22 protein-coding genes are annotated in these 24,439 nt (G+C 37.6%); 12 read left to right on the top strand and 10 right to left on the bottom strand.

Features of this window, described 5'->3' with window-relative positions; all coding sequences use genetic code 11:
* Window positions 1–100: 100 nt before the first annotated feature.
* From ICG50_RS07200 to ICG50_RS07180, 5 genes are all read left to right on the top strand, one after another.
* A complete protein-coding gene (locus ICG50_RS07200; RefSeq protein WP_187660230.1) occupies window positions 101–607 on the top strand; it encodes a hypothetical protein in 507 nt (168 codons plus the stop codon).
* A gap of 89 nt (window positions 608–696) precedes the next feature.
* Complete coding sequence (locus ICG50_RS07195; protein ID WP_187660229.1) at window positions 697–1,860, top strand: sigma-54-dependent transcriptional regulator; 1,164 nt, start codon at window positions 697–699, stop codon at window positions 1,858–1,860.
* A 67-nt stretch (window positions 1,861–1,927) separates the two neighbouring features.
* Window positions 1,928–2,548, top strand: a complete 621-nt coding sequence (locus ICG50_RS07190) for a DEAD/DEAH box helicase (protein ID WP_187660228.1) — start codon at window positions 1,928–1,930, stop codon at window positions 2,546–2,548.
* Window positions 2,549–2,618: 70 nt separating this feature from the next.
* Complete coding sequence (locus ICG50_RS07185; RefSeq protein ID WP_187660227.1) at window positions 2,619–2,834, top strand: putative signal transducing protein; 216 nt, start codon at window positions 2,619–2,621, stop codon at window positions 2,832–2,834.
* On the top strand, window positions 2,835–3,149 hold the full coding sequence (locus tag ICG50_RS07180; protein WP_187660226.1) for a hypothetical protein: 315 nt from the start codon (window positions 2,835–2,837) through the stop codon (window positions 3,147–3,149).
* A 1-nt stretch (window position 3,150) separates the two neighbouring features.
* Here ICG50_RS07180 and ICG50_RS07175 read toward each other — a convergent pair whose 3' ends face one another.
* A complete protein-coding gene (locus ICG50_RS07175; protein ID WP_187660225.1) occupies window positions 3,151–4,374 on the bottom strand; it encodes an MFS transporter in 1,224 nt (407 codons plus the stop codon).
* 99 nt (window positions 4,375–4,473) lie between these two features.
* Window positions 4,474–7,710, bottom strand: coding sequence for a reprolysin-like metallopeptidase (locus tag ICG50_RS07170; RefSeq protein ID WP_187660224.1), 3,237 nt, complete (start codon window positions 7,708–7,710; stop codon window positions 4,474–4,476).
* 115 nt (window positions 7,711–7,825) lie between these two features.
* Between ICG50_RS07170 and ICG50_RS07165 the strand changes: the two genes are divergently transcribed.
* Together ICG50_RS07165 and ICG50_RS07160 are read left to right on the top strand one after the other, a co-directional pair.
* Window positions 7,826–9,460: an ABC-F family ATP-binding cassette domain-containing protein gene (locus ICG50_RS07165; protein ID WP_187660223.1), complete on the top strand. Its 1,635-nt coding sequence runs from the start codon at window positions 7,826–7,828 to the stop codon at window positions 9,458–9,460.
* Window positions 9,461–9,511: 51 nt separating this feature from the next.
* Window positions 9,512–10,648, top strand: a complete 1,137-nt coding sequence (locus tag ICG50_RS07160) for a hypothetical protein (protein ID WP_187660222.1) — start codon at window positions 9,512–9,514, stop codon at window positions 10,646–10,648.
* 53 nt (window positions 10,649–10,701) lie between these two features.
* Here the strand turns inward: ICG50_RS07160 and ICG50_RS07155 are convergent, their stop codons facing one another.
* The 5 genes from ICG50_RS07155 to ICG50_RS07135 form a co-directional block, all read right to left on the bottom strand.
* On the bottom strand, window positions 10,702–11,409 hold the full coding sequence (locus tag ICG50_RS07155; RefSeq protein WP_187660221.1) for an SIMPL domain-containing protein: 708 nt from the start codon (window positions 11,407–11,409) through the stop codon (window positions 10,702–10,704).
* 134 nt (window positions 11,410–11,543) lie between these two features.
* On the bottom strand, window positions 11,544–13,733 hold the full coding sequence (locus tag ICG50_RS07150; protein WP_187660220.1) for a VWA domain-containing protein: 2,190 nt from the start codon (window positions 13,731–13,733) through the stop codon (window positions 11,544–11,546).
* A 29-nt stretch (window positions 13,734–13,762) separates the two neighbouring features.
* A complete protein-coding gene (locus tag ICG50_RS07145; protein WP_187660219.1) occupies window positions 13,763–14,659 on the bottom strand; it encodes a hypothetical protein in 897 nt (298 codons plus the stop codon).
* Between the two features lie 2 nt (window positions 14,660–14,661).
* Window positions 14,662–15,162, bottom strand: coding sequence for an RNA polymerase sigma factor (locus ICG50_RS07140; RefSeq protein WP_187660218.1), 501 nt, complete (start codon window positions 15,160–15,162; stop codon window positions 14,662–14,664).
* 156 nt (window positions 15,163–15,318) lie between these two features.
* Entirely contained in the window at window positions 15,319–16,143 is an 825-nt protein-coding gene (locus ICG50_RS07135; protein WP_187660217.1) for a DUF6929 family protein, read from the bottom strand.
* 129 nt (window positions 16,144–16,272) lie between these two features.
* On the opposite strand from ICG50_RS07135, the gene ICG50_RS07130 reads away from it, so the two are divergent.
* On the top strand, window positions 16,273–17,148 hold the full coding sequence (locus tag ICG50_RS07130) for a PPK2 family polyphosphate kinase (RefSeq protein WP_187660216.1): 876 nt from the start codon (window positions 16,273–16,275) through the stop codon (window positions 17,146–17,148).
* A 46-nt stretch (window positions 17,149–17,194) separates the two neighbouring features.
* Here the strand turns inward: ICG50_RS07130 and ICG50_RS07125 are convergent, their stop codons facing one another.
* A complete protein-coding gene (locus ICG50_RS07125) occupies window positions 17,195–17,743 on the bottom strand; it encodes a hypothetical protein (RefSeq protein WP_187660215.1) in 549 nt (182 codons plus the stop codon).
* 217 nt (window positions 17,744–17,960) lie between these two features.
* On the opposite strand from ICG50_RS07125, the gene ICG50_RS07120 reads away from it, so the two are divergent.
* The gene (locus tag ICG50_RS07120) at window positions 17,961–19,337 is read left to right on the top strand and encodes an MATE family efflux transporter (RefSeq protein ID WP_187660214.1); all 1,377 of its coding nucleotides are present in this window, start codon (window positions 17,961–17,963) and stop codon (window positions 19,335–19,337) included.
* A gap of 22 nt (window positions 19,338–19,359) precedes the next feature.
* Complete coding sequence (locus tag ICG50_RS07115) at window positions 19,360–19,587, top strand: hypothetical protein (RefSeq protein ID WP_187660213.1); 228 nt, start codon at window positions 19,360–19,362, stop codon at window positions 19,585–19,587.
* Between the two features lie 65 nt (window positions 19,588–19,652).
* Here the strand turns inward: ICG50_RS07115 and meaB are convergent, their stop codons facing one another.
* Window positions 19,653–20,735 carry a methylmalonyl Co-A mutase-associated GTPase MeaB gene (gene meaB, locus ICG50_RS07110; protein WP_187660212.1) on the bottom strand — a complete coding sequence of 361 codons (1,083 nt, stop codon included), beginning with the start codon at window positions 20,733–20,735 and terminating at the stop codon, window positions 19,653–19,655.
* A 106-nt stretch (window positions 20,736–20,841) separates the two neighbouring features.
* On the opposite strand from meaB, the gene ICG50_RS07105 reads away from it, so the two are divergent.
* Window positions 20,842–22,056: an MFS transporter gene (locus tag ICG50_RS07105; RefSeq protein ID WP_187660211.1), complete on the top strand. Its 1,215-nt coding sequence runs from the start codon at window positions 20,842–20,844 to the stop codon at window positions 22,054–22,056.
* A gap of 133 nt (window positions 22,057–22,189) precedes the next feature.
* Window positions 22,190–23,593: an FAD-binding oxidoreductase gene (locus ICG50_RS07100; protein WP_187660210.1), complete on the top strand. Its 1,404-nt coding sequence runs from the start codon at window positions 22,190–22,192 to the stop codon at window positions 23,591–23,593.
* A 239-nt stretch (window positions 23,594–23,832) separates the two neighbouring features.
* Here the strand turns inward: ICG50_RS07100 and ICG50_RS07095 are convergent, their stop codons facing one another.
* Window positions 23,833–24,420 (bottom strand): hypothetical protein, encoded by a 588-nt coding sequence (locus tag ICG50_RS07095; RefSeq protein WP_187660209.1) that lies wholly within the window; start codon window positions 24,418–24,420, stop codon window positions 23,833–23,835.
* Window positions 24,421–24,439 lie beyond the last annotated feature (19 nt).

Below are 24,439 nucleotides of genomic sequence, written 5' to 3'. Positions count from 1 at the left end.
ATAAAAAGGAATTGTAAAATTTCATCAATTCTCTTTCTTACAGTTAGCAAAGGTGTAACTATTTTTTTAAGTGGTGTACTAATTTGAAAAAAAAGTAGTCATGGAACCAAATCGAAATTGGAAAAAGATAGCCGAAGGAAAATACCTTTTTTTAGTAGGAGAAAAGAAGATAGGAGAATTAGAACTGCAGTATTCCAACTGGAAACGAGGAGCGATTTTCAATATTGAGGGTCAAATATACACCATTGAACATTTTGGCTTTTGGAAAGATAAATTTCAAATAGCAGACTACAAAGGTGTTAGTGTTTTAAAAGGCTATACTGATAAATGGTTTTCCAGTCAGACTACCTTGGACTACCAAAACACAAAACTGCTACTTAAAATCAGAAATAATCCTTTAGCCGAATTTGTGATAACTAATGAAGATTCCGATTTGCTTTCTTATAGTTTGGAAACCAATGGTGGAACGATAGTAACAAAGATTATTTCGTTACCGGAAAATAAAGAGTACTTATTGGATTTCCTACTTTGGTATTTGTTTCAACCCATAGCTCAAGAAAATGCAGGCGACCATTTGGTTTTTCAAAGTTTACTAATGTCTTTATAATCAAATAAAATTACTTGATTCTTGTATTTATATAGTGATAAAATGCTTTACATGATTAACTTTGCATTCTTATCCAATTAATCACTACAATGCCCAAAATATTAATCATTGAAGACGAAGCCACCATCCGAAGAGTATTGATCAAAATACTTTCCGAAGAAAGCGACACTTATATAGTAGAAGAAGCCGAAGATGGAAAACTAGGTTTCGAAAAAATTAAAAATGAAGATTACGACTTGGTTTTGTGCGACATCAAAATGCCCAAAATGAGTGGTGAAGAATTACTCGAAGCCGTAAAAAAAATCAAACCCGAAATTCCGATGGTGATGATTTCCGGTCACGGCGATTTGGAAACGGCTGTAAATACAATGCGATTAGGCGCTTTTGATTATATTTCAAAACCACCCGATTTAAATCGGTTATTAAATACGGTTCGCAATGCTTTAGACAAAAAGCAACTGGTTGTTGAGAACAAAATCCTTAAGAAAAAAGTTTCTAAAAACTACGAAATCATAGGCGAAAGTGAACCCATCCATCAAATCAAACAGATGATTGATAAAGTAGCATTAACCGACGCTCGTGTACTAATTACGGGACCAAACGGAACCGGAAAAGAATTGGTTGCTCATCAATTACACGAAAAAAGCGAAAGGGCTAATGCGCCGATGATTGAGGTTAACTGCGCTGCCATTCCATCCGAATTAATTGAAAGCGAATTATTCGGTCACGTAAAAGGAGCCTTTACCTCTGCTGTAAAAGACCGAGCCGGAAAATTTGAAGCGGCTGATGGCGGAACGATTTTCTTGGATGAAATTGGCGATATGAGTTTGTCGGCACAAGCCAAAGTACTACGTGCGTTACAGGAAAGTTTGATTCAAAGAGTCGGTGCTGATAAAGACATAAAAATCAATGTACGTGTTGTTGCAGCAACGAATAAAGATTTGAAAAAGGAAATAGCCGAAGGTCGTTTCAGAGAAGATTTGTACCATCGTTTGGCCGTAATTTTAATCAAAGTGCCTTCCTTAAATGACAGGCGTGATGACATTCCTTTGTTGATAGAACATTTCGCAGTTAAAATTGCAGAAGAACAAGGAAACGCCCCAAAAGTATTTTCAAAAGACGCCATCAAATTATTGCAAGAATACGACTGGACCGGAAACATCCGCGAACTAAGAAACGTAGTGGAACGCTTGATTATTTTGGGCGGAAGCGAGATTTCGGAAATGGATGTGAAACTGTTTGCCAGTAAATAAAGAGATAAGGGAATAGGGATAAGGCATAAGTCTAATCCCTATTCCCTTTTAATTTATCCCTTAAATAATGAACTTAAAAAAAATAAACCCACTACTCCAACAAGCACTCATAGAACACGGACTAACCGAAGCCAATGAAATGCAACAAGAGACGTTTTCAACCATTAAAAGTGGTGCCGATGGTGTAATTCAATCGCCGGGTGGAACAGGTAAAACGACCACCATTGTTCTAAATGTAATCCAACGTATGGAGAAATCCATAGGTGAAAGTACCCGGGTTTTAATTTTGGTAGAAAACAAAGAACGCGTGTTGGAAATGGAAGAAATGTTTCTGAAATATGGCACTTATCATGATTTAAGTATTCTTGGCGTACATGATAAAGGCGATATCGATTATGACAAAAATGTCATTTCCATGGGGTTAGATATTCTTATCGGAACTCCCAATAAAATTAATGCCATGTTTTCTTCGGCCGGTTTTAATATCAACACGATCAAAATGTTTATCGTAGACGATGCCGAAATATTATTCAGAAACCGAATGGATGCTGTTGTGTTGAGATTATCCAACAGTATCGAAAAAACACAGCGTCTATTCTTTTGTTCCCAAATAACAGAAAGAGTAGAAGTATTGGCCGAAAAAGTAATGATTGAACCGCTTTTCTTCGAAATGGAGGAAGAGGAATAGTGCTCAGTGTTTAGTCCCGAAGCTTCGGGAGTGTTCAGTAAAACGGACTCATAACTTATAACTAATAGAAATGGGATTAATAAAAATATTTTCAGGGGAAGCGATTCTTGCTTTTACTTTAAAAGAAAAACTCGAAGAAGCCAGCATTAATGTGGTAATCAGAGATAACAATCAAGCCAATGTATTGCCGAGTATTCAAACGAGTAAACCGGTAGAATTATTTATTCAAGAAATTGACTACGGCAAGGCGAATCCGGTAATTGAGGATTTTCGATTGAGTATTTAGATGAAAAACCGAGTTAAAATAATACCAATCTTTCTTTTTGTATTGACCATTTTGGTTTTAGATAGGTTTCTATTTTTGCCCGGTAGAATGGAAGGGACATGGGATTATGAATACGGAACTTACATTGGTGATTCCATTTCATTTACCCAAAACATTGATATTGTCAATAATTTTGAGGTAAAAATTCAGGACAACAAAAAATTGGATTCGTTTTATCTTGTCGGATGTTACTTCGGAAACTTGTATTTGATTAACAAAGAAACCTTTGAATACACCAAGTATGTAGCCTATGAAAGTAATGCCGATAGGTTTTGATTTATTTGAAAATCTTCAATCTGAACACTAATAAAGAAATAAATACGCCAAAAACCCCAATTATTGCGAACGAATACCTCAAACTCGTTACTTCAGCAATTAAACCAATTATTGGCGGACCAATTAAAAAGCCAAGGAAACTAATACTGGTAACTACTGTCAAAGCAATACCGGTTGGGACATTTTTATTATTTCCGGCGATATTGAAAATAATGGGAACGATATTCGAAACGCCAAATCCAACCAACATAAAAGCTATCATACACGGGATGATATAAGGCAATAAAACAGCCATGTACAATCCGCTTGAAATGACTAATCCGCTTATGATAAGGACTTTTTTAGCACCGTATTTAGCCACTAAAAAATCGCTTAAAAACCTACCTGAAGCCATGCTAATCATAAAAGTAGTATAGCCTAAAACTACCAAAGCTCCGGGCGCTTTAATAATTTCCTTGAAATAAACACCACTCCAATCAAACATAATGCCTTCGCTGGCCATGCCACAAAAACAAATAACACCCAACCAAAGCAAGGTTTTATCCGGATTTTTCCAAAAGGAATAACTCGATTTTTCTTCTTCTTGTATCGATTTGGTTTTGATGATGTATTTGTAGTTGGTTAAAATTATAACCACGACAAATGCAAAAGCTAAAACAAAATGTTGGAACGGCGTTAATTCTAATGTCAGCATAAGCAAGCCTACTAAAGCACCAAAAAATCCGGCCAAACTCCATGAACCGTGAAACGAACCGATAATAGGTTTGTCAAACAATTGTTGGGTATAAACCCCTTGTGCATTTACCGCAATATTGCAGAAGTTGCAGAAGAAACCAAACAAAAATAATCCGGTTGCTAAGTGCCAACTTTGGGTTGATAATCCTATAAAAATCAAACAAAATGCATAAAATAATAATCCTAAAATAGAGATGTTTCGACTACCATATTTAGTTACAATTTTACCCGTAAACGGCATCGCTACCAATTGCCCAAACGGTAAAGCAAAAAGCATCGTTCCCAATTCGGCTTCGCTCAATTGCAATATCGATTTGATATCCGGAATTCGGCTCGCCCAAGTCGAAAAACAAAATCCCATGCCAAAGAAAAACAATGAAGTAGCTAATCTAACTCTATTGAGATAAGATTTTTTGGCTTTTCTATAACCTTTCTTAATCTTGGCTTTGGGTAAAATTTTGGCTAAAAAACTATAATCTAATAAAGGCATATTTTTTAAATCTTAGTTTAAAAGTAACCAAATCCTTTTTGAAAAGAAAACATTCTTTGCGGTAAGTCGCGTTTTAAACCAATTACAACGTTATTGTTATTATTTTACAATGAATTTTTTTACCGCCTTTGTGCCATTGCCTAATAATTCAATCAGATACATTCCGGTTTGTGCTTGCAACTGAATATTTTCTACCCCATTTTCACCATTAAAAATCGGTTGGCTATGGTAAATTTTACGGCCTCGGATATCATAAACCGTTAATTCATATACTCCACTCAAGTTATTGGTTTGAACAGAAAAAGATCCGTTATTTGGATTCGGAGAAATGGTGAAATCAATTGCGGCTGTAAAACTATCTGTTGACAATGCTGGTACCACGCGACAAAGGTTCAAACTCCAAGAATTAATAAAACCACCGTCTAATGGAAATTCATCATACACTTCAAGTTGCCACACTCCAAAACTTGATTCGCCGGTCAGTGTGCTCAAAAGTGTTTCCGGTTTTATTGTTCCTGAAATTACCGGTGTTCCATTGCAACTCAAAATCACACCATTATCTGTAAAAGTAGCTGCAGCGTCATCGGCATCTCCACATTTGTGACTAAAGAGATTGATTATTGTTCCGGATGGACTAATTAATTTAACCGCAATGTCAGTCATCCAAGTGTGTGAGATATCAAGTGAAACGGTAGCCCTTTCAATATCAAAATTTTCTGCAATGTTTAAACTGGTATTGACTGTTGCCGCATCATCTGAAGGAATAACTACTGGAACATTTGCTGAAACAAAATCAGTACAAACAAAATCACCTGTAGTAAATTGAGAAACAGCACTTAAATTTCCGTTACAAGCAGTATTTTCGGGACGAACACGCCAATAATACAAAGTGGCTTCATTCAATCCGGATGTTGTATAAGTGTTTGTTGAGGTAATTGCCGAAGTGATAATATTAGTAAACCCAATATCGGTGGCAATTTCAATGGTGTATTGAGACGCATTGGCATCAGCTGACCAGGTAAAATCAGGCGAAAATCCTATTCCGGTTGCGTTGTTTAACGGACTATTCAAAACTAAAGTTCCAAAAGTATTATTAAGAAGATTCAAATAAACCGAAGCCGTTTTGGTTATAGAACCCGATACCGCAGAAACAGTCAGCAGATAAAAACCAACAGGTGCATTTTGTGTGTTGGTTAAAGTCAAGGTAACCGTTCCGTTTTCACTGATTGAAGTTGGAGTAAAAGTAGCAGTTATTCCCGATGGTATACCTGAAACGGAAAAATTAGTTGTACCTGTAAATCCGGAAATAGTTTGGTAATCAAAGGTATAATTCACTATCGCTCCTAAACATGCAGCAACATTTTGTTGACCATTAGCTTCTAATAAAAAGGTTGCTGTAGATGCGGATATAGTAAAATTTTGATTGGATACATCATAAAAAATATTACCGTGTCCGCGCACCATTATTCGATTGGCATTTCCTAATAAATTGGGAACAGTAATCGTTTCACTTCCATCATTTGGAACATTCGTTGCCAGCGGAATCGAAAAAGTAAGTCCGCCATTGGTTGATAATAAAATGTCTACATTCGCAGCATTGACACCATTGGCAGTAGTTCCGGCCACATTCCAAGTAACGACTTGATTGGAAGCCGCAACCCAATTCACAGCAGTGTTTGGTGCTGTAATTATAAAAGGTCCGGCGGTATTTGATACTGTGACTTTCATAAAATCGGTCACAGATTCGCCTCCGTTTATGTTGTTGTCACGCACAGTAAAAGCAAAATTATATTCGCGTCCCACATTGGAAATTACTTCCCAAGTTGGCGCTAAATTGTTGGCCAAAACATCTGAAAGTTTTGGCAAGTAACGCACAGGAATATCAGTAATGACCTGCGGTTTAAAATTTGGTCCTACAGTTGCAGTCGCTACCGGTGGCTGTACAGAAATTTGGCGGTCATATTGTTCCCAAGTATAAGTTAGTGCATCATTATTAGCATCGGTTGCGTTTCCGGTTAATATAAAAGCGGTTCCTTTCGGAATGGTATAATCAGAACCTGCATTAATGATTGGTGGAGTATTTTGGTTTGAAGTGCTTGTAATGCAACTGCCACCACCACTATTGATAGTATTGCGTATTTGTGCGATGCTACCAGCGAAAAATTGGGCATCTGAATTGCTTTGGATATTGGGATCACAAATTCCGGCGTATGCCATTATAGAACTTCCGCTCCCTGGTTCGTATGACCAGTTACTGTCGCGATTGCCACCACATTCGTTGTTAAAAGTATGGGCAGCACCAAACTGATGTCCCATTTCGTGTGCCACATAATCAATATCAAAAGGATCTCCAACCGGAGAACTAAGACCGGTAGCACCAAATGCTTTTGCACCATCAGCACAGGGTTGACCACCACCTAATCCACCGCCGGATGTGCCTACACCATGCCCGAAATCATAATTAGCTGTACCAATAATGACATCAAGGGTTTGCTGTGTTTCCCCAATAAGAGCCCCAACATTGTCATTAGTCAAATCATCGGTATCAATAAAAATTACGTCATCTTCATTGGGAATCAATTGTAAAAAAACCGATAAATCACGTTCGAACATCGAGTTGACTCGCGTAACGGTAACAGTCACCGCAGCTAAAACCGCCGCTTTTTTTTGGGCCAAAGTCCCCGACTGAAGACCGGCTGCAGCAATGTGAAATGCCGAATACTCCACTGTAGTTACTATACCGGTGCGATACGTTCTGTAAACACCATTGTCTTGCGGTTGTGCACTGATTTCATCAATACTTAATTTAGATTGTAAGTCAGCTGTGTGGCATTGAAATAAAGCAGAAGTTGTCAATCCTTCACGCAAATAACTCACATAATAATTACCGTCTTTTGAATAAGGTTCGATATACGAAGTGCCATTATTGACTGCTAGAGTCATAGTGTGAAGTCCGAATAAAGTTACGCTAAAGCGAATGACAGCGGAACGATTTTCAACGCCTTGTCCAACATACGATTTATTATCAGGATAGCGTGCAGCCAAATCAGGATGCATTACCGGTGCTTCGTAAATGCGAAAATTTTGCATTTTTCCATTCCCATCCGGAAAAGGTAAAACTAGCGTTGAGTTTTGTCCTCGCATTGGGGCATTTAGAAGTGCTTGTTTAAAAGCAGTAAGATCGAGTTTGAAGTAATGTTCCGTTTTAGGAATAGCAACTCTTTCCTTTTTACCCGAAACTGAGGCTTCGGTTGGCGAAACTTTTTGCCATATTTCTTGGGCATTTGCATTCAATATCAAAAGAAACAACAAAAGCGTAAGTAGATTTTTTTTCATTTTAAGTTTTTTGAAGAAACTAAGATATGAATTTATGTTGATTTTCATGATTAAATAAACATTGTCAATACTAGTTTCTATACTATCTTTGCCGCTTCAAAATTCAACAATTCACATGATTACAGTTAACGATATAGCCGTAGAGTTTGGCGGTACTACTTTATTCAGCGAGGTAACTTTTGCCATCAATGAAACGGATAAAATTGCCTTAATGGGTAAAAACGGCGCGGGAAAATCAACCTTACTTAAAATTGTAGCCGGTGAAAATAAACCCACTCGTGGGATGATTTCAGCTCCAAAAGAGGCGGTGATTGCCTATTTGCCTCAGCATTTATTGGCTGCTGATAATTGCACGGTAATGGAAGAAGCTTCCAAAGCGTTTGCTGAAGTTTTTAAAATGAAAGCCGAAATTGATGAAATCAATGAGCAACTAACCATTCGCACTGATTATGAAAGTGATGCTTATATGAAGTTAATTGAACGCGTTTCGGAATTAAGTGAAAAATATTATTCAATAGAAGAAGTCAATTACGAAGCCGAAGTAGAAAAGGTGTTGAAAGGATTAGGTTTTGAAAGAGAAGACTTTAATCGACCAACATCAGAGTTTTCCGGAGGTTGGAGAATGCGCATCGAATTAGCCAAAATTCTTTTGAAGCAACCCGATTTGATTTTGCTCGATGAACCAACCAATCATTTGGACATGGACAGTATTCAATGGTTGGAAGATTTCTTAATCAATCAGGCGAAAGCGGTGATGGTGATTTCCCACGATAGGGCTTTTGTAGACAATATTACCAATCGTACTATTGAAGTGACGATGGGCAGAATTTACGATTACAAAGCCAAATATTCTCATTATTTGGAATTGAGAAAGGACAGAAGAGTGCACCAACAAAAAGCCTACGACGAGCAGCAGAAATTTATTGCCGATAACCAAGCTTTTATTGAACGTTTCAGAGGCACTTTTTCCAAAACTGATGCCGTCCAATCGCGTGTTAGAATGTTAGAAAAAATTGTTCCGATTGAAGTGGATGAAATCGATAATTCAGCCTTGAAGTTGAAATTCCCGCCTTCGGTTCGCTCCGGACAGTATCCTGTGATTGTACGAGATTTAGAAAAATCCTACGGTGATCATTTGATTTTTAAAGATGCCAATATGGTTATTGAACGTGGTCAAAAAGTAGCTTTCGTCGGAAAAAACGGAGAAGGAAAATCGACCATGATTAAGGCGATCATGAAAGAAATCGAAATCAATGGCGGTAATGTTGAAGTAGGTCACAATTGCCAAATTGGCTATTTTGCCCAAAACCAAGCCGCATTGTTAGATGAAAATGCGACTATTTTCGAAACGATTGACAATATTGCAGTGGGTGAAGTGCGAACCCAAATCAAAAACATTTTAGGTGCTTTTATGTTCCATGGTGATGATATTCAGAAGAAAGTCAAAGTGCTTTCCGGTGGAGAAAAAACGCGTTTGGCGATGATCAAATTGTTATTGGAACCGGTAAATTTGCTCATTCTAGATGAGCCTTCGAATCACTTGGATATGAAAACCAAAGACATCATCAAAGAAGCGTTGAAAGACTTTGACGGAACGCTGATTTTAGTATCACACGACCGTGATTTCTTAGACGGTTTGGCGGAAAAAGTATTTGAATTCGGCAACAAAAGAGTCAAAGAACATTTTGAGGATATCAAAGGGTTCTTGGCCCACAAGAAAATGGAGAGTTTACGAGAGATAGAAAAATAATATTTTTCAATAACTTTTTTTTGTATTTTAGATTGTCTAAAATATATATTTATGAGAAAAGGGTATTGTTTGATTTTATTATTTAGTGCTTTTATGGGCATAAATTTTGCTTTCTCGCAAAGCAATAACGAACCGGAAGCACTAGGTTTACCTGGGGATAATTTAAGTTTATATGCTGTTTTAGAAGTTTTTCAAAAGTCGAAAACCATAGAAGATTTTGAAAAATCGCTCAATGATAAAGAAGGAAATGTAAACAACCTTGATTTAAACAACAATGATGAAACTGATTATATAAGTGTAATTAGTGAAAAAGATGGAGATAATCATTCCATCATACTTCAGGTAGCCGTAAATGAAAAGGAGAATCAAGATATCGCTGTAATTGAAGTTTCTAAGAATAAATCGGGAAAGGTTGTTGTTCAAATCATAGGTGATGAAGAGTTATATGGTAAGGATTATATCGTTGAACCTTCAAATGAAGTTGTTGGCGGAACACCTAATCCCGGTTATACAGGCGGTGACACAGTAATTATTAATAACAATACGACCAATAACTACAACACTACCAACACCACTAACAATACCTCAAATAATAATGGTGCATCTTATGTGGAACCAAGCGGATGGTCAGTTGTGATGTTCTTGTTTTCTCCAGTTTATGTAGTTTACAGATCTCCTTTTTATTGGGGTTATTATCCTTCATATTGGCATCCTTGGAGACCAATTTATTACCATAGTTATTGGGGATACCATGGCCATTACCACCACCATCATCATTACAGAAGAACAACGATTATCATAAACCATAACCATTACCACAATAATTATTATGGCAGAAGAAAATCCTCCATGATTGTTGCTAATAACAGAAGAGACGGTCGTTATAACGGTATTTATGACGGACGAACTTATAAGAAACCGACAGTACCTTCAAGACCTGATTTAAATATTAAACCTTCTCGACCTGTTACTAAACCTGCGGTGCGTCCTTCAAAGCCTTCTACAAAACCGGAAGTTCGTCCTTCGAGACCCTCAACAACAAGACCGGTCGTTACGCCATCAAGACCAACAAAACCCCTAAAAAAACCAAGCTATAAACCTGCTTCAAAGCCCATGAATAAGCCGGTTACAAGACCAGCTATTAGACCGGTTAAAAAAAAATCAGTGCAAAGAAGCACTAACAGATAAAAAAAAAGGGATACTATTTTATCCCTTTTTTTATTTAATCATTAGATCTTAGACTATTGTAAGGCAAAACAAACACTAATTTCACTTGAGATTTTTATTTTTTCGAATTCGATATTGGTATTATAATCAAGACTTTTAGTTTCATAATTTGCACTTACAGTACTTGCCCCACGAATTCTAATTTGATTCCCATTACCTCTGTAAGCTAAATTTTTATTTTGATTGATAAATATAGCTTTTCCAATATTTTGCCCCAATGGTTTGGAGAAACTTACAGCATTAGCTTTTGCATTTTCCATTGATTTGGCATTCACTATCAATTGGAGTTTGTCTTCCTCAGAATGCTCAAGTTTGTCAATTCTTACATTTGAAATATTAATTTCCTCTAAACCAATGAAAACTTTAGCGGTTGTCTTGGCATCATAAACTAAAATCGAAAAGGATTTTGCTTTTTGAATATCAGTTTGTTTTAAAAAGAATTTTTTGAAATTACTCATCATGTCTTGCATGGTGACATTTTTTTCGGTGTCAATGCCTAAAGATTTTAGTTTGGTCAACATTTCGCCTTCTAAATCTTCAACCGATTTTTTGCCTTTGGTATCTTTTTCAGAAATCAAAACATCGATGTAAATTCGGTTAGGCGTAACCAAAGTATCGGCTTTGCCTTGTACTTCAAGATAAGGTTGGTCAATAAAGTTTTTTTCCTGACTAAAAGAAGAAACACCAATAAGCATGGCAGTTAATAAAATGATTTTTTTCATAGAAAGAAGTTTTGATTGATTTATATTGTAAACGCATTTTTGTTGAATTTAGTATCTATTGAATCAAAAACCCTGTCTGTGTGCATCCGGACAGGGTTTCCTCATCAATCAAAAAAAACACCCAACTTAACATATTATTGCACTGCTTCCACTAATCGAATAAACTCGGCTTTGTAACCATCGTTGTCGTAGGCCAAGCCTTCAAGTGCTAATTTTTTTATAGCTGCGGAAGATTTATTGGTCACCAATTTAGAGTCTCTTAATTTCAAACCAAACCAAGCCACAGCGGTACTGAATTTGAATCCGCTTGAAGCAGTTTCCAAAGCGTTTGCTTTGTTATCAATTACTTGAACCATCTCAATGCTTTTATCGCCATCCGGTTTTTTGTAGCGGAATTTTATAGTGGCCAGTTCGTCATTGAATTTGGTTTTAGACGGTTCAACTTTTGTGTATTTCAACTCATCGGTATCCACAAATAAAGGACTATTGGCATTGGTCGGTATGATTTCGTATAAAGCGGTTACGGTATGTCCGCTGCCCAATTCTCCTGCATCGATCGCATCATTTTTAAAATCTTCCGGACGCAATTTTCTATTTTCATAACCAATTAATCGATAGGCTTTTACATGCGCCGGATTGAACTCGATTTGTATTTTAACGTCTTTCGCGATAGCAAACATTGAGCCTTTGAATTCTTTCCCTAAAAAGCGATTGGCTTCTTGAATGTTATCGATATATGCGTAATTGCCGTTGCCTTTGTCGGCCAAAGTTTCTAATTTACTATCCTTGTAATTGCCCATGCCGTACCCTAAGCATGTTAAGAAAACACCCGATTTTCTTTTGTCTTCAATCAACGTTTGCATATCGGAATCCGATGATGCACCTACATTAAAATCACCGTCAGTAGCCAAAATCACTCGGTTGTTTCCGCCTTTGATAAAATTTTCTTCTGCGGTTTTGTAAGCCAATTGAATTCCGGCACCTCCGGCCGTACTTCCACCGGATTGTAATTGGTCTAAAGCCTTGATAATAGTTTGTTTTTCGCTACCTGATGTTGAAGGTAAAACCAAACCGGCTGCACCGGCGTAAACTACGATAGCTAATTTATCTTCCTCTCTTAATTGGGCGACCAAAACTTTCAAAGATTCTTTTAACAACGGTAGCTTGTTCATATCACTCATCGAACCGGATACGTCGATTAGGAAAACCAAATTGGATTTTGGTAAATTATCGGTTGGAATATCTTTGCCTTGCAAACCAATGCGAACCAATTTGTTTTGGGTATTCCAAGGACATTCGTTGTATTCTGTGTTGATCGAAAACGGATGAGGTCCGGTTGGTTGTGGATATTGGTATTTGAAAAAATTGACCATTTCTTCTACACGAACGGCATCTTTTGGAACCGTTTGCCCGCTATTGATAAAACGACGCACATTGGTATAGGAAGCATTGTCAACATCAATGGAGAAAGTAGATAGCGGTGCAGTTTTAGGGCTTTCAAAAGCATTTTCTACAAAACTGTCATACTCTTCATTGTTAGGCTCAACCACGATAGGTGTAGTAGCCTTGTCGATTTCTTTGAATCTCTTTTTCAATTCTTTTTCAGTCAGGTTTTGTTGCACGCCGGTTTTGGTTTTAATCACAACTACACCGCTTGTGGCTCTATTGCCATAAATAGAAGTGGCAGCCGCATCTTTTAATACATTGATAGAGTTAATATCGTCTGCTTTTATCATTCGAAAATCTTCTTCTTTAACGGGAACACCATCAACTACATATAAAGGTGCAGTTTTATTCCAAGTGGAATTTCCTCGAATGACAACTGTTGTGCCCGGAGCACCTGTACTATGATTTATCTGCAATCCTGCAACTTGACCTTGTAATGTTTGACTGTATGAGGCGTTTGGTCTGTTTTGAATGGTTTTTCTTGAAACGGTTGATTGTGCTACTACTGTACTTGATTTGGTAGTATTGCGATAGCCTTCAACCACTACTTCATCTAATCTTACACCGTCTTCCAAGATTACATTTATAGTGGTTGATTTTCCCACTTTGACTGATTTCGTATTGTATCCGGTAAAACTAAAGATCAATAGTTCTCCTTCCATGGCATTGATGGAATATTTTCCGTCAAAATTAGTTTGTGTTGATCTTTGAGTACCTTTAACTATTACATTGGCTCCCGGAAGCGGACCGGTTTTATCACTAACGATTCCGGTGATGGTTTTTTGCTTCGCCGGTTCGTTTGTGCTTGGGTCTTGCCCAAAGGTTAGGAAAGTTATAAGCATAGCGATGCCTAATGAAAACTTTTTTAGATTTTTCATGACGTTGGATTTTAAAGGGTTAGACTGATTTATTTCTGTTTTTTGGCAGCCGGTTTTCCGTTTTTAGTCGAAATGATGACGACGCCTTTTTTGCCTTTTTCACCATAAATAGAAGTCGCTTTTTCATCCTGCAGTATGGAAATGGAGTCGATTTCTTGTTCGTTTAACGGTGTATAAGGACTGGTTGGGTTTGGCCCAAATAATTGTTTTTCGGTGTATTCAACACCATTGATTATATAGAGAGGATCTGGAAGTACAATGATGGATTCGATTTCGTCCATTTCCACTTCTTTCACCGTTTGTTTATTCCTTACTTTGTCGTCAAAAACCAGTAAAGGTTTTTCTTTTTTGGCACTCGATACTTTATTTTCTTTATTGAGAAAAAGTTCTACGTCATCGGATTTTGCGTTTCTTTCCTCTCGTTTTTCTGAATTGATATACCCTTGGTTAGTTTGTGGAACCGAATTTATATATGGTTTGTTGATTTCTTCTTCAACATTAGTTCTGAGGCTTTTATTTTCTACTATGGTATTGTTTTCTTCTAAAGCAACTTGATTTGATATTACAATTTGATCCTTTAAAATACTATCAGCGTTTTTCTTGATATCCGGATGAACAGTCTCTGCTGTAACTACGGCCTCTTTATTTGGAGAGGTTACTTGTTGAACAGTGTCTTTTTGGACAATGGTATTGTTAGTGTTAATTTCAGTACTGTCATTTTTTAAAAATTGGTAACCCAAAGTAGTAACCAGTAAGAGAGAAGCTGCGACTGCGATTTTTTTCCATAGCGTAGTGGCTTTTTTCAGTTCGGTTTTGTCCAGTTTTTCCTCGACGCGGTGCCAGACTTTATCCATCGAAGCAAAATCGGGCGATTCGGCGTTGTTGGCGGCTTTTTTAAATTGGTTAAAAATATCTTGATTTTCCATGATTACTTTGCTTTTTGATAATAAAGATTGTTGACTAAATCTTTTAATTTGGTCTTCGCGGCATTCAATTGTGACTTCGAAGTGCCTTCGGAAATGTTGAGCATAGCGGCTATTTCTTTGTGTCCATAACCTTCAATAACAAAAAGGTTGAAGATGGTTTTACAACCTTCGGGAATCAAGTTGAGCAAGTTGAGCAAATCTTCTTCTTCCAATGGCGTTTCTTGTGGACTTTGAGGCTGAATACTAAATGCCGTTTCTTCCAAATACAAATTGAAATTCACCTTGCGTTTCAATTGTAACAAACATTGGTTTACCGTAATTTTTCGTGCCCAAGCTTCAAAAGCACCTACTTCTTTTAACTGATCTAATTTGGTGAAAATGGTATAAAAAGCATCGGCCAATACTTCTTCTATTTCTTCTTCCTTTTTTAAATAGCGTTTGCACGTTCGGTACAACTTAGGTGACATGTATTCATATACTTGCCGCTGCGCTTCCCGTTGCATTTTTTTACAGGCTGATATGAGTATTTCGTTTATCACAATGGGTGTCTTTATAGGTAAAGAGGACTATTGGTTTGAAAAGGTTGGGAAGAGGTGAAAAAAAAGTAAAAAAAAGTATAAAGGGAATAGGGATAAGGCATAAGTACTTTTCCCTTTTCCTTAATCCTTTATGACTAATTTATAAATATTTGACTCTAACAATTCCGAATCTGTGTCTTCACAAAGTAAAAACTCCATTTCTTTTTCGGATTGTTTGTATAAAGTTAGGCCTTCAAATTTATGGGTGCTTGAAATTTGTTGGGTGAATTCGACTTTTAAAGTTTTTAAATCCATGCGTCCGATGATGCTTCCTAAAACTTCTCCGTCGAGGTAAGTTGACTCGGTATCTTCGGCGGAAGCCAGAAAGTAAATTTTATCATCTACTAAAATGGCGTCGGTGAAAGTGGTAGCTATATTTTTTATTTTGGGCAAATCGATTGGGACATATTCGAATTGTTGATTTTGTGGCGTGTCTTTGCTGAAGATTATCGCATTTTTACCTTGAATACCATTGCCTCTTTGGAAGAAATAAATATGGTCTTGGTTCATGATTAACCCTTCAATATTTAACTCATCGTCTGTAATGGCGAACTCATTCTTGATTTTTTGGTAGATTACGCCAATGTTGTTTTTTTGAATTTTTCCGGTTGGAATGGCATAATTGAAAATCAAGTTTCGGTTTTCGGTTGAGCCGGAACCTAAAAGAATTAAATCAGTTCCTTTGATAGCGATGGCCTCAAAATCGGGTTTGTCTTTTTTGACGATGTTGTCTTGGGCGTTTTCTACCAAAGCTATTTTGTTGAGCTTTTCGGTTGGAATAACATATTCGTATAGAAAAGTACTGTTGTCAGAAATAAGATAAAGTTTGTCATTATGGTAAACCAAACCGGAAGCAGAACCAATGCCGATGATTTTAAAGAGTACCGAAAGTTGAAATTTTCCCATGAGTTGTTAGATTAGTTTAGCCCGGATTGTAGCGGCATCCTTTTTCCTTTTTTTAAAGGGAAAAGATATAGCGTAAAGCCGGAAATAGCTCCCAAAAATTATTATTTTTACAAATATAAAACTTGTACCATGAAAAACATCAATCCCGAAGATTTTAGAGTGAAAGGCCAAATTGAGTTGTCAAAGTTACCAACGCGTTTAGCCATTGATACGGATAAAGCGGAAGAAGAATTGGCTTTGGATAAGGTGCAAGTCAAGTTGAGCAAAAAGCAAGACGCGATGTATGCGCACAACCGACATGCGTTTTTGATTTGTCTGCAAGGCATGGATACTAGCGGGAAAGACAGTTTGATTCGAGAAGTTTTTAAAGAATTCAATCCGCGTGGTGTGGTGATTCACAGTTTTAAAACACCGAATTCTACCGAGTTGGAGCACGATTATTTGTGGAGACATTATTTGGCTTTGCCCGAAAAAGGGAAATTTGCGGTATTCAATCGAACGCATTATGAAAACGTTTTGGTGACTCGCGTGCATCCGGAATATATTTTATTCGAAAATTTACCCGGTATTGAAAAAGTAGAAGACATTACGCCGCAGTTTTGGGCGAATCGTATGGAGCAAATTAATAATTTTGAAAAGCATATAGCACAAAACGGGACAACGGTTTTGAAGTTTTATTTCCACATGAGCAAAGAGGAGCAAAGAGAACGTTTACTCAAGCGTTTGGAAAATCCGGAAGACAACTGGAAATTCTCGACCGGTGATTTAAAAGAGCGTGAACGTTGGGACGATTATATGAAATACTACGAAGACGCGATTAACAACACCAATAAAGACCATGCGCCTTGGTATGTGGTTCCGGCCGACGATAAAGGCGTAGCGCGTTATATTGTAGCCCAAACCATTTGGGAAGCTTTGGAAAAACTGACGGACATCACCGAACCTGAATTAGACCCAAAAGTAAAGGCTAACATTGATGTTTACCGAGAGCAATTGAAAGGATAAAAAAAGGCGCTAAATTTTAGCGCCTTTTTGTATAAAAATTGTTGATTTACAGTTCGAAACCGTACGCCAAACGAACGCCCAATTGACCAATTCCTTTGCCAACGGTTCCGTTGTTATTCAGTTTTGGGAAATCAGTGTAATGTTCGTAACGCAAACTAATGTCAACGTATTTGGTAGCATAACCAATACTTGGAGCAATTAACAAAGAGGTTTTGTCATAATCATTGGTCACGGCAATGGCAGCTCCAACTTCACCCATTATATAAAATTGGTCGTTCCAAATAAAGGCTTTGAAACCGGCTTTTACCGGAATAAATCCTAAGTCATTGTCATCACCACTAACAAAAAGGTTAGAAAAACCGGTAGTTAATGTCAAAGAGTTTCTTTTTGACAAATCATATTGCAGTCTGGCATCCACGCCAAGCGCCAATTTATAAGGTTCTTGAAAAACATAACCACCACTAATTCCGATGCCTAGTTTGAATTTTTGATCATAGTTTTCTGTAGGTGTAGTTTCTTGGGCGATAGTTTTAGTTGCTGAACCTAAAGTCATTGCTAAAACCACAAGCATTTTAATTGTTGTTGAAATTTTCATAAATGTTTAATTTTTGTTTTTTGTCTTAGTTTGAAAACCATAAGTGGTATCCATTTGACGGTGCAAAAGTATTGGTATCGGCAACCGACTTTGTTATACATTTATGGTTGTTTGTTACATAATTCTTTCCCGTTTATGCACAGTTATCATTATTAAATAAAAGTTTGTTGCTTTATTTCAGTTAACCTAAGTACTTTTGCAGTCAAATTTTTGCAAAGTGAATTTAGCACAATACACCAAAGAATTCCGATACAATTTACAATTGGCTTATCCCGTAATTTTGGGAATGCTCGGTCATACCTTGATTGGTATAGTCGATAATATCATGGTAGGTAAATTGGGTAGTACCGAATTGGCCGCTGTTTCTTTGGGTAACAGTTTGATTTTTGTGGCGATGTCACTCGGCATAGGGTTTTCTACTGCAATTACGCCAATAGTTGCCGAAGCAGATGCTGAAAAAAACGTTGGAAAAATCCGTTTGGCTTTTCACAACGGTTTGTTTTTGTGTGTCATTTTAGGCTTTATGTTGTTCTTTTTGGTGGTTTTGGCCAAGCCAATAATGGAAATGTTGCACCAACCTAAAGAAGTCATTGCTTTAGCCAAACCTTTCGTGGATTGGGTTGCTTTTTCATTGGTTCCGCTGATTATTTACCAAGGTTACAAACAGTTTGCCGATGGTTTATCGATGACCAAAATCTCGATGTATGCCATTATTATGGCGAATGTTTTGCATGTGATTATCAATTACCTTTTGATTTACGGGATTTGGTTTTTTCCAAAAATGGGAATTATCGGCGCGGCATTGGGAACGGTGATTTCCAGAATTGCAATGGTGACTTTTATGCACGTTATTTTATCCCGAAAAGAAAAATTGAAACCTTATTTTCAAGATTTTAGTTTTGATGAAATCAAGAAATCAACCCTAAAAAAGATAATTAATTTAGGACTGCCTTCTGCTATGCAAATGTTGTTTGAAGTTGTTTTGTTTACGGCAGCGATTTGGCTTTGCGGGAATATTGGTAAAACCAGTCAGGCCGCGAATCAGATTGCGCTGAGTTTGGCTTCGATGACGTTTATGTTTGCTATGGGATTGAGTGTGGTTTCAATGATTAGAATCAGCAACCAAAAAGGATTGAACGATTACAAGCAGTTAATTGTCGTAGCGCGGTCTATCTTTTTATTGGCGATTATTATCGAGATTCTCTTCGCAGTGATGTTTGTGGCTTTGCACCAAATTCTGCCTTATTTGTTCCTCAATATGGACAATAAAATACAATTGTTAGACAACGCCGAAGTGATTTCGATTGCCGGAAAATTGCTTTTAGTGGCAGCCGTTTTCCAAATTTCTGACGGGATACAAGTCGTAGTGCTTGGCGCTTTGCGTGGTTTGCAAGATGTTAAGATTCCAATGTATATTACTTTTGTGGCTTATTGGGTTGTTGGTTTTCCAATCTCTTATTATTTGGGACTCAAAACCGATTTAGGCGCGGTAGGTGTTTGGATTGGATTATTGGCCGGATTAACAGCGGCCGCAATATTTTTGTATCTTCGTTTTCACTATTTAACCAAGAAGTTGTTGAGACAAAATTCATAACTCATAATTTATAACTCAAAAAATGGAATTACCAAAATTCGTACTAGCAGATAACTCAGATTACCCGGATGATATTTTTGTCATTCACCTTGATTTTCCTCGCTTTATCATCAATTTAAAAGACGATGAAGTAGAATTTATGGAAGATTTAGAAGGCGAAGACGAAACCGAATTAGAAGCTGAAATGGAGCATTTAATTACACTCGCCGGAGAGTTTTACGACAAAGAAATGGAAGGTTACGAGGAGTAGTTTTTAGTGTTCAGTTGGCATTGTTCAGTAGAAAACTGCGACTGCGACTGCGACTAAAAAAGATACTATTTAAAATACTTCTCCAATAAAATCATAGCCGCTGCAAAAGGTGATAATTCATCATTTTGCACGGCTTTTTTGTTTTGTTCCAATAAAGCAATGATTTCCGGGTGATGGTAGAAGTTGTTTTTTAACTGCTCGTTAATGGTTTCCATCATCCAATATTGGTTTTGGTCTTTGCGTTTTTCTTCAAAGTAATGATTGGTTTTTACCAATTCCAAATAGTCGGAAATCGTTTGCCAAACGGCATCAATTCCGGTTTTTTCATAAGCACTGCAAGTGGAAACCGTCGGAATCCAACCCGAACTTTTAGCCGGAAATAAATGCAATGCTCGATTGAATTCGGTTTTCGCCAATTTGGCTTTGTTGATGTTATCACCATCGGCTTTGTTAATGACAATGGCATCGGCCATTTCCATAATCCCGCGTTTGATACCTTGTAATTCATCGCCCGCACCGGAAATTTTCAGCAGTAAAAAGAAATCAACCATACTGTGAACCGCAGTTTCGCTTTGACCAACGCCAACCGTTTCAATCACAATCGTGTCAAAACCGGCGGCTTCGCAAAGGATAATCGTTTCACGTGTTTTTCGAGCTACACCTCCAAGGGTTTCTCCTGAAGCACTTGGTCGTATATAAGCATTTTTGTCTTTGACCAATTCTTCCATGCGGGTTTTGTCGCCCAAAATACTCCCGTGAGAAATCGTACTACTCGGGTCAACGGCTAAGACCGCGACTTTTTTGCCTAAAGATGTTAGGTGTTTTCCAAAAGCCTCGATAAACGTACTTTTTCCAACACCGGGAACGCCTGTAATTCCGATTCGGACTGATTTATTGGCATGAGGTAAACAGGCATTAATGATTTCATTGGCTTTCGCCAAATGGGTAACATTGGTGCTTTCTACCAAAGTAATCGCTCGACTCAGCGCAGCAATATCGCCTGCCAAAATTCCGTTTACCAGTTCTTCCGAACCGGGTTGGATTTTGCGACTGCGAACTACTTTTTCCAAAGCAGATTGGCTAAAGCTTTCCGGTTGCGGAATACCGTCTTTTTCGTGTAGTGCCGATTTTTTCGAATTCTTTTCCAAATCGCAGTAAGGTTAGTCCAATAATCTCTTAATGATTTGCTAAAATTACTAAATGTTATTTTAATGACTGTTATATATAGTACTTTTGTGGCGTTAAAAAAGGAGAATGGAAATAGAAACTACACTTTCTAGCAGCAAAAAAAATAAAGACTTAGCCCAAAAAACGGTCTACTCAATTCTTTTTTCAATCAGTTTTGCGCATTTGCTCAACGATTTAATCCAAGCGATTATTCCCTCGGTTTATCCCATTTTAAAACAAAATTATAATTTATCCTTTTCACAAATCGGTCTGATTACGTTTGCTTTTCAGTTAACCGCTTCTATATTCCAGCCTTTTGTGGGTTATTATACCGACAAACATCCGAAACCTTTTTCGCAGATTTACGGCATGTTGTTTTCCTTGGCGGGAATCATCTCCATTTCGTTTGCCAATAATTTCTATTGGATATTGCTATCGGTTATGCTCATCGGAACCGGTTCGTCTATTTTTCATCCTGAATCGGCACGAATTTCCAATTTGGCAGCCGGTGGCAGAAGAGGTTTGGCGCAATCTATTTTCCAAGTTGGCGGGAATTTCGGAACAGCACTCGGACCTTTATTAGTGGCCTTAATTGTTGTCCCGCATTCTCAAGTGTATATTCTTTGGTTTATCATTGCGGCGACTATCGGATTGGGTATTATCAGTAAAATTGCCTTTTGGTACCGAGACCATTTGATCAATCGCCAACCCAAAAAAGTAGTCTTTGCCGATTTCCAACGCTTGTCAAAAAGCAAAGTAAAATGGGCGATTGCGATACTTTTAATTGTCATTTTCTCCAAGTTTTTCTACTCAGCGAGTTTGTCAACTTATTACACGTTTTATGTAATGGATAAGTTCCATCTTTCCATCAAAGAAGCGCAATTTCATATGTTTATTTACTTGTTTGCTTATGCGGCCGGAACCATTCTTGGCGGACCTTTAGGCGATAAAATTGGAAGAAAATACGTGATATGGTTGTCGGTTTTTGGGGCAACGCCATTTGCATTACTGTTGCCTTATGTCAACTTGTTTTGGACCGATGTGTTGATGATCATCATCGGAATTATCATTTCTTCGGCTTTCCCGGCGATTTTGGTTTATGCCCAAGAATTATTGCCTAGAAAACTCGGCATGATTTCCGGTTTGTTCTACGGATTTGCTTTCGGAATGGGCGCTTTAGGTTCGGCTTTGCTGGGCACTTTGGCCGATTATACTTCAATTCAATATGTGTACCACGTGTGTTCTTTCCTGCCATTGATTGGGATTATTTGTTATTTCCTTCCGAATTTGAAGAAGAAATAGGAGCGAAGGGTTCGGGCATTTTTGGAAACCTTATTCCTGCTGTCCATTCTGCAAGGCGCCATTCCCATCAGGGCTAAATTGGATTTGTCTTTTTCTTTTGGAATCGCTACATTTACTTCTCAATTTTTACACCATGTCACTCCATCCCGAAATAATTCAAAAACTCACCATGATTGTTGGCGAAAACTATATTTACACCGACCAAGAAACCCGAAACCATTACGGTCACGACGAAACGGAAGACTATGTTTTTCCGCCAAGTGTTGTTGTGAAACCAGCGAATGCACAAGAGATTTCCGCTATTTTAAAAGTGGCCAACGATTATAAAATTCCAACTACGCCAATTGGGGCACGAACCGGTTTAAGCGGTGGCGCTTTAAGCATTTACCATGGCATCGGATTGTCCATGGAACGTTTGGATAAAATCATTGACATCGATGAGCAAAACCTACAAGTAACGGTTGAACCGGCTGTAATTACCCAAATTTTACGCGAAGCGGTTTCTGAAAAAGGGTTGTTCTATCCGGTTGACCCAAGTAGTATGGGTAGTTGTTGGATTGGTGGCAATATCGCCGAAAATTCAGGTGGTGCACGAGCTGTGAAATATGGCGTGACGAAAGATTATGTGCTCAATTTAGAAGTGGTTTTGCCCAATGGTGCCATCATTTGGACCGGAGCCAATACCCTAAAAAATTCTACCGGTTATAATTTGACCCAATTAATGGTTGGAAGTGAAGGAACACTTGGCGTAATTACCAAAGCCGTTTTAAAACTTTTACCTAAAAACAATCACAACGTTTTAATGTTGGTGCCGTTTTACAAAGCCAACGAAGCTTGTGAAGCCGTTTCAGCGATTTTCCGCGCCGGAATTGTACCAAGCGCTTTAGAGTTTATGGAACGCGATGCCATTGACTGGACACTGAAATACAATGACAACATCAATGTCAATGTCAATGAACAAGTTCAAGCGCATTTATTGATTGAAGTGGATGGGAATTATCCGGAGATTTTGATGCTGGAAGCCGAGAAGATTTTATCAGTAGTAGAACAATTTGAAATCGATGAAGTTTTATTTGCGGATACCGAAGATGAGAAAAATGCTTTGTGGAAAATGCGTCGTTCCGTGGCGGAAGCGGTGAAAGCCAATTCAGTTTACAAAGAAGAAGATACAGTTGTGCCTAGATTCATGTTGCCTGAGCTTTTATCAGGAATAAAAAAAATAGGCGAGAAGTATGGTTTTAAATCGGTTTGTTATGGCCATGCCGGTGATGGCAATTTACACGTGAACATCATCAAAGGTGATATGACGGATGACAATTGGCAAACACAAGTACCACTTGGAATTCGAGAGATATTTGAATTGACGGTTTCCTTAAAAGGCACTTTATCCGGTGAACACGGTATCGGGTTTGTTCAGAAGAACTTTATGGATATTGCTTTTAGCAGAACACATTTGGAACTAATGGAAAGCATCAAGCGCGTTTTTGATCCGAATAATATATTGAATCCCGGGAAGATTTTTCCGGATGAAGTTTAAGTTTTTGACCACTAAGGTCAATAAGAATACACAAAGAGCACAAGGTTATTGAAACTTTGTGCTCTTTGTGGTTTAAAAACTAATCTCTTTTTGGAGTTTGTTTTTTTACTCTTTTCTCCTCTTTTTTTTCCTTTGCGGTCTTCAGAGGTTCTTTTTTAGCCGCTTTCTGAACGTCTTTTCCTTTTGCCATGGTTATGTAGTTTTTAGTTTGGTATCAATTGATATAAGTAAAGGTAAAACTATTTATTTAATCCCAAAGCCGTTTTTACATTTTCATCAAAAATCGATTGAAAAGCGGTCAATTGTTCGGGATTATCAAAATTGAAAAATTTCCATTCTCCATTGGTAGTTTCATCCCAAACGGCCACATAAGTCGTCATTTTTTTGACATTAAAACTGTTTCTGTTGGGTTCAAAAGTAACGTCTTTAGTACTATTGACTTCCTGCAACCAGACTTTCTTCTCTGCGGCTTGTTCCGAAGTTAATTTGGTTTCAAAAAAGTAACGCTTAGGGATACGAATGCTGATAACACAAAACGATTTGCCGTTGATTTGTTTTATTTGACCATATTGAAGCGGAACACTCTGCAATTGGTACCGCAAACGGTATGTTTCATTTTCGTAATGCAGTTCGGTTTTTTCGAGCATAACTTCCTTGCCAATACTGGATACCATTGACGGATAAGACAATTTGACAATGGCTTCAAAATCCATTAAAAAGTTAGCTTCATAGAGTTTTTGTGCTGATACTTTCAACGTTTCGGTACTTTGCGAAAAGCTGTTAAAAGTGATGAAGAAAAACAGTAATGCGAGACGATTTAGTTTCATATTGGCTTTATCTTTAGTC

The organism is Flavobacterium buctense, assembly GCF_014486695.1.
In the GTDB taxonomy this organism is placed as follows: Bacteria; Bacteroidota; Bacteroidia; order Flavobacteriales; family Flavobacteriaceae; genus Flavobacterium; species Flavobacterium buctense.
The sequence above is the reverse complement of the archived record's forward strand: the minus strand, read 5'-3'. Positions and strand labels throughout refer to the sequence as shown.

Coding starts and splice junctions, on each gene's coding strand:
- ICG50_RS07095 (WP_187660209.1), bottom strand. CDS start 24,420: ATGAAACTAAATCGTCTCGCATTACTGTTTTTCTTCATCACTTTTAAC.
- ICG50_RS07175 (WP_187660225.1), bottom strand. CDS start 4,374: ATGCCTTTATTAGATTATAGTTTTTTAGCCAAAATTTTACCCAAAGCC.
- ICG50_RS07130 (WP_187660216.1), top strand. CDS start 16,273: ATGAAAAACATCAATCCCGAAGATTTTAGAGTGAAAGGCCAAATTGAG.
- ICG50_RS07170 (WP_187660224.1), bottom strand. CDS start 7,710: ATGAAAAAAAATCTACTTACGCTTTTGTTGTTTCTTTTGATATTGAAT.
- ICG50_RS07125 (WP_187660215.1), bottom strand. CDS start 17,743: ATGAAAATTTCAACAACAATTAAAATGCTTGTGGTTTTAGCAATGACT.
- ICG50_RS07150 (WP_187660220.1), bottom strand. CDS start 13,733: ATGAAAAATCTAAAAAAGTTTTCATTAGGCATCGCTATGCTTATAACT.
- ICG50_RS07115 (WP_187660213.1), top strand. CDS start 19,360: ATGGAATTACCAAAATTCGTACTAGCAGATAACTCAGATTACCCGGAT.
- ICG50_RS07180 (WP_187660226.1), top strand. CDS start 2,835: ATGAAAAACCGAGTTAAAATAATACCAATCTTTCTTTTTGTATTGACC.
- ICG50_RS07135 (WP_187660217.1), bottom strand. CDS start 16,143: ATGGGAAAATTTCAACTTTCGGTACTCTTTAAAATCATCGGCATTGGT.
- ICG50_RS07165 (WP_187660223.1), top strand. CDS start 7,826: ATGATTACAGTTAACGATATAGCCGTAGAGTTTGGCGGTACTACTTTA.
- ICG50_RS07100 (WP_187660210.1), top strand. CDS start 22,190: ATGTCACTCCATCCCGAAATAATTCAAAAACTCACCATGATTGTTGGC.
- ICG50_RS07105 (WP_187660211.1), top strand. CDS start 20,842: ATGGAAATAGAAACTACACTTTCTAGCAGCAAAAAAAATAAAGACTTA.
- ICG50_RS07160 (WP_187660222.1), top strand. CDS start 9,512: ATGAGAAAAGGGTATTGTTTGATTTTATTATTTAGTGCTTTTATGGGC.
- ICG50_RS07190 (WP_187660228.1), top strand. CDS start 1,928: ATGAACTTAAAAAAAATAAACCCACTACTCCAACAAGCACTCATAGAA.
- ICG50_RS07200 (WP_187660230.1), top strand. CDS start 101: ATGGAACCAAATCGAAATTGGAAAAAGATAGCCGAAGGAAAATACCTT.
- ICG50_RS07140 (WP_187660218.1), bottom strand. CDS start 15,162: ATGCAACGGGAAGCGCAGCGGCAAGTATATGAATACATGTCACCTAAG.
- ICG50_RS07185 (WP_187660227.1), top strand. CDS start 2,619: ATGGGATTAATAAAAATATTTTCAGGGGAAGCGATTCTTGCTTTTACT.
- ICG50_RS07145 (WP_187660219.1), bottom strand. CDS start 14,659: ATGGAAAATCAAGATATTTTTAACCAATTTAAAAAAGCCGCCAACAAC.
- ICG50_RS07195 (WP_187660229.1), top strand. CDS start 697: ATGCCCAAAATATTAATCATTGAAGACGAAGCCACCATCCGAAGAGTA.
- ICG50_RS07155 (WP_187660221.1), bottom strand. CDS start 11,409: ATGAAAAAAATCATTTTATTAACTGCCATGCTTATTGGTGTTTCTTCT.